Source organism: Streptomyces milbemycinicus, from assembly GCF_002154605.1.
GTDB lineage: Bacteria > Actinomycetota > Actinomycetes > Streptomycetales > Streptomycetaceae > Streptomyces > Streptomyces milbemycinicus.
This window is the reverse complement of record NZ_MUNE01000876.1, coordinates 1-4,245: the sequence shown is the minus strand read 5'-3', so window position 1 is coordinate 4,245 and position 4,245 is coordinate 1. Positions and strand designations below refer to the sequence as shown.

Here is a 4,245-nt window from a genome sequence, read left to right as displayed (position 1 = left end):
GGCGCCCGGCACCGGGAAGATCAACCTCGACAAGGGCCGCGTCAATCTCCAGAAGAACCAGACGGTGTCGCTGGTCAAGGGCGGCCGACCGCTGCAGAGTTCGGTCAAGATGGGCCTGGGCTGGGAGCCCGCCTTCCGTAGCAAGGACATCGACCTCGACGCGTCCGTGATCGCCTTCGGGGTGGACCGCAAGAAGATCGACGCCTGCTTCTTCGGCAAGCTCTCGATTCTCAACGGCGCGATCCAGCACTCCGGCGACAACCTCACCGGCGAGGGCGGTGGCGACGACGAGACCATCACGGTCCACCTCGGCGGGCTGCCGCCGGAGGTCACCGGCCTGGTCTTCACGGTCAACTCCTTCTCCGGCCAGAAGTTCACCGATGTCGCGAAGGCCTACTGCCGCCTGCTGGACGCGGGGACGGGCGAGGAGCTGGTCCGCTTCGATCTGACCCACTCCGAGCCGCGTACGGGCGTGATGATGGCCAAGTTCATCAAGCAGTTCTCGGGTGAGTGGGAGATGACCGCGATGGGCGAGTACGTGGACTCCCGTACGGTCCGCGGGATGGTCAAGCCCGCCGGCAAGGCGCTCTGAGCCGGCTGAGCCGGCCGAGCAGCTGATCCAGGACGGGCCCGGCACCGGGGGCCCAGGCCGGACCGCCGAAGAGGGAGGAAGGTCGGCGCTCCGGCCCGGGCCGTCCCGTAGCCCGTACAACGAGCGGAGAGGGCAGAGGTATCGCAGAAAATACGGGCCGCCCCCGCCAGGTGCGCGGGGACGGCCCGGAGCTGAGGGATGATCAGCCGCGGGGGCGCTGGCGGCGCCAGGGGCCGGTGATGGCCAGCATGATGCCGGGAGTCTGGATGTTGGCGTAGAGGGTGCGGCCGTCGGGCGAGAAGCAGACGCCCGTGAACTCGCTGTACTCCGGCTCCTCCGCGGTGCCAATGTTGAGTTCGTTGCGCGCGATCGGGTACGTACGGCCGTCGTCCGTGGCGCCGAAGAGGTGCTGGACGCCCTCGCCGTCCTCGGCGATGACCAGACCGCCGTACGGCGAGACGGTGATGTTGTCGGGGCCGTCGAAGGCGCCGTCCTTGGACGGGTCGGGGTTGACGCCGAGCAGCACCTTCAGGGTCAGGGTGCGCCGCTTGGGGTCGTAGAACCAGACCTGGCCGTCGTGCGCGACCGGGCTCTCCTCACGGGCGTACGAGGAGACGATGTACGTGCCCCCGTCGCCCCACCACATGCCTTCCAACTTGCGGGCCCGGGTGACCTGGCCGACGTCGAACTGCTTGCGCACCGGGACCGACTTCGCGTCGCGGTCGGGCACATCCACCCAGTCGACGCCGTAGACCGTGCCGGTCTTGGTCGCGCGCGACAGGTCGTCGATGAAGTTGCCGCCGGAGTCGAAGCACTTGGGGGCCTGCAGCACGCCCGCGTCATCGGCGAGGGTGCGCAGCTTGCCGCGCCCGTGCTCGAAGCCGCGCGGCGGGACCCAGCGGTAGAAGAGGCCGTTCGGGCCGGAGGCGTCCTCGGTCAGGTAGAGGTGGCCGCGCTTGGAGTCGACGACGACCGCCTCATGGGCGTAGCGCCCCAGCGCCTTGATCGGCTTGGGGTCGCGGTTGGCCCGACGGTCGTGCGGGTCCACCTCGAAGACATAGCCGTGGTCCTTGGTCATGCCGTTCTTGCCGGCCTTGTCCTCGGTCTCCTCGCAGGTCAGCCAGGTGCCCCACGGAGTGGATCCGCCCGCGCAGTTGGTGGAGGTGCCCGCGATGCCGACCCACTCGGTGACATGGTCGCCGTGCTTGGAGACCTCGACGACGGTGCAGCCGCCGGACGCCGCCGGGTCGTAGACCAGGCCCTCGGTCAGCGGCACGGGGTGCGGCCAGTCGGCCCGCGGGCCCTTCAGCTCGTGGTTGTTGACGAGCAGCGTGGCGCCGCGGGTGCCCTCGAAGGTGGCGGTGCCGTCGTGGTTGGAGGGGGTGGACTCGCCGGACTCCAGCTTGGTCTGGCCGGTGCGGGTGATGACCCGGTAGCTGAAGCCGGCGGGGAGCGCGAGGAGGCCCTTGGGGTCGGTGACGAGCGGGCCGTAGCCGAGCCGGGCACCGCCCCGCTCGGCCGCGTCGGTGGTCAGGTCCTCGGCAGGCTCCGAGGCGAGCGCGCCGGGGGCGGTGGCGAGCACCCCGGCGCTGCCGACGAGGGCGACACCGGTATACGCGGAACTCTTCGCGAAGTCTCTGCGGGTGAGCGGCATCTTCATCTCCTGAATGGCCAGATCTGTCCACCGACTGCGGGCCTACGCTCCCGTCCCTGGCCGAACAACAGTTGAACTGGACGCGACATCGACGGTCCGATTGACGCGGACAGGCTGAACCGGCGCCAGGCTCCCGCGGGAGCGTCAGGCGCGTGAGCTGTGGAGCTTCAGACGCGTGAGCGCGCCTTGAAGGCCGCCTTCCGCGCTTCCTTGGCGGTCTTCTTGTCCGGGTGCAGCCGCCCCATCGCCTCCAGCACCTCGGCGGTCGCCGGGTGGTCCACCCGCCACGCCGAGTCGAAGAAGCTCCCGGACTGCTCGACGAGGCCGCGCACCAGCTCCCGCAGCTCGGCGGAGTCGCCTTCGGCGGCGAGCTGGGCCGCGATGGTGTCCACCGTCAGCCAGAACACCATCTCCTCGGACGGCTCCGGGACGTCGGGCATCGCATGTTCGGCCAGCCACACCCGGGCCAGACCGCCCAGGTGCCGGTCGTCCAGCACCTCGCGCAGCGCGGGCTCGGCCGCGTCCCCGACCAGCGAGAGCGTCTGCTGGCAGGCCAGACGGCGCAGCGGCGCGCTCGTGTCGTCGCCGCGCGCGGCGGCCAGCAGCTCACGGGCGGCCGCGTCGGGCGTACGGCGGGCCAGCCACTGCTCGGCCTCGGCGCGCGCGGCGGTCTCCGGGTGTCCGGGCAGGGCGTCCAGCAGGACCTCCGCGCCCTTGTCGGCCAGGTCGCCGACGGCCGGGGCGTCGATACCGGCGTCCAGCATCCGGTTGCGCACGCCGAAGACGCCGAGCGGGGTGAGCCTGACCATGCCGTAGCGGGAGACGTCCTCCTCGTCGGGGCCGAAGGGGTCGGAGCCGGAGGACGATCCGGCGGTCTCGGGGAAGCGGCCCTCGCCGTCGACCTCCTCGATCAGCGCCTCGTCCACGGGCTGGTACTCGACCAGGCCGGTCGGCTCCAGCATCCGGAACTGGTCGTCGAGGCGGACCATCGCCTCGGAGATCTCCTCGAGGATGTCGTCGGTGGGCTCCTCCATGTCCTCGGGGACGATCATGGCGGCGGCGAGCGCGGGCAGCGGCACGGCGCGGCCGGCGTCCTCCTCGTCCAGGGCGGTCAGCAGATACAGATTGCCCAGCACCCCGTCCAGGAAGTCGGCCTCCTCCTCGGGGTTCCAGTCGATCTCGTCGAGGTCGATCTCGCCGTCGTCACCGATCTGGTCGACGATCTCGGCGAGGTCGGGGGCCGCCGCGTCGGCGAGTACGGTCTCGAAGCCGCCGAGCCAGATGTCCAGGATGTCCCGCGGGCTGCCCTCGGTGATCAGCCGCAGTTCCTCGCCGGGGGTGGCGATCCCCGTGGCTCCGTCCTCGTCGACGCCCCCCTCGGCCGTGGGTACTCCCTCGGCCGTGGGCGCTCCCTCGGCCGTCGGCGCGGGCTCCTGGACCTCGATCAGCCCGGTGTCGACGGCCAGCTGCCAGGCCTCCGCCGCGTACCCCGGCCCCTCCTCGTCGGTGCCGAAGCCCAGGTGCTCGGCCGCCGCCCGCAGATCGGGCTCGGTCAGCACGCCGCCCGCCGCGACCGGCCGCTGCGGCCCGGCCCAGCGGGCGAGCCGCACCGCGCGGGCCAGCAGCGGGGCGCTGAGCGCGTCCCGGGCGAGTTCGGCCTCGGAGCGAAGCCGCACGGGCGGCAGGGTGGGGCGGTCTCCGGGCATCGGCGGAGTCATCTCCTCGGGAGCGGGTGGAGCGGACGAAACGGCTGGAACGATTGAAACGGTTGAACGCGTGATGGAACTCTTGGGATGGATCGTGCTCAGGAGGGGCCGCGGCGCTAGGGGCGCGACCGGTCCCAGCCTAGACGGAAGGTGGGGCTGTTTCGTCCCGATGTGCCGTCAAGGGGACGTCGGCCTGCGAATTCGGCCATCGGCCCGGCATACGACATGAGCGACCGACGCCACAGGCGCCGGAGCACGCCCCACCCCCACGCCCCCGTCTCTCATACACACCT

General features: G+C 71.4%; 3 protein-coding genes. 1 reads left to right on the top strand and 2 read right to left on the bottom strand.

All coding sequences use genetic code 11. The features are described from left to right. The coding region (locus tag CCN51_RS48100) for a TerD family protein (protein WP_211303321.1) at window positions 1-592 on the top strand (592 nt) is incomplete at its 5' end. A gap of 202 nt (window positions 593-794) precedes the next feature. Here the strand turns inward: CCN51_RS48100 and CCN51_RS48095 are convergent. Beyond that, on the bottom strand, window positions 795-2,246 hold the full coding sequence (locus CCN51_RS48095; protein ID WP_014180630.1) for an alkaline phosphatase PhoX: 1,452 nt from the start codon (window positions 2,244-2,246) through the stop codon (window positions 795-797). 167 nt (window positions 2,247-2,413) lie between these two features. Further along, the gene (locus tag CCN51_RS48090) at window positions 2,414-3,952 is read right to left on the bottom strand and encodes a hypothetical protein (RefSeq protein WP_014180629.1); all 1,539 of its coding nucleotides are present in this window, start codon (window positions 3,950-3,952) and stop codon (window positions 2,414-2,416) included. Between the last annotated feature and the right edge of the window lie 293 nt (window positions 3,953-4,245).

Coding starts and splice junctions, on each gene's coding strand:
- CCN51_RS48095 (WP_014180630.1), bottom strand. CDS start 2,246: ATGCCGCTCACCCGCAGAGACTTCGCGAAGAGTTCCGCGTATACCGGT.
- CCN51_RS48090 (WP_014180629.1), bottom strand. CDS start 3,952: ATGCCCGGAGACCGCCCCACCCTGCCGCCCGTGCGGCTTCGCTCCGAG.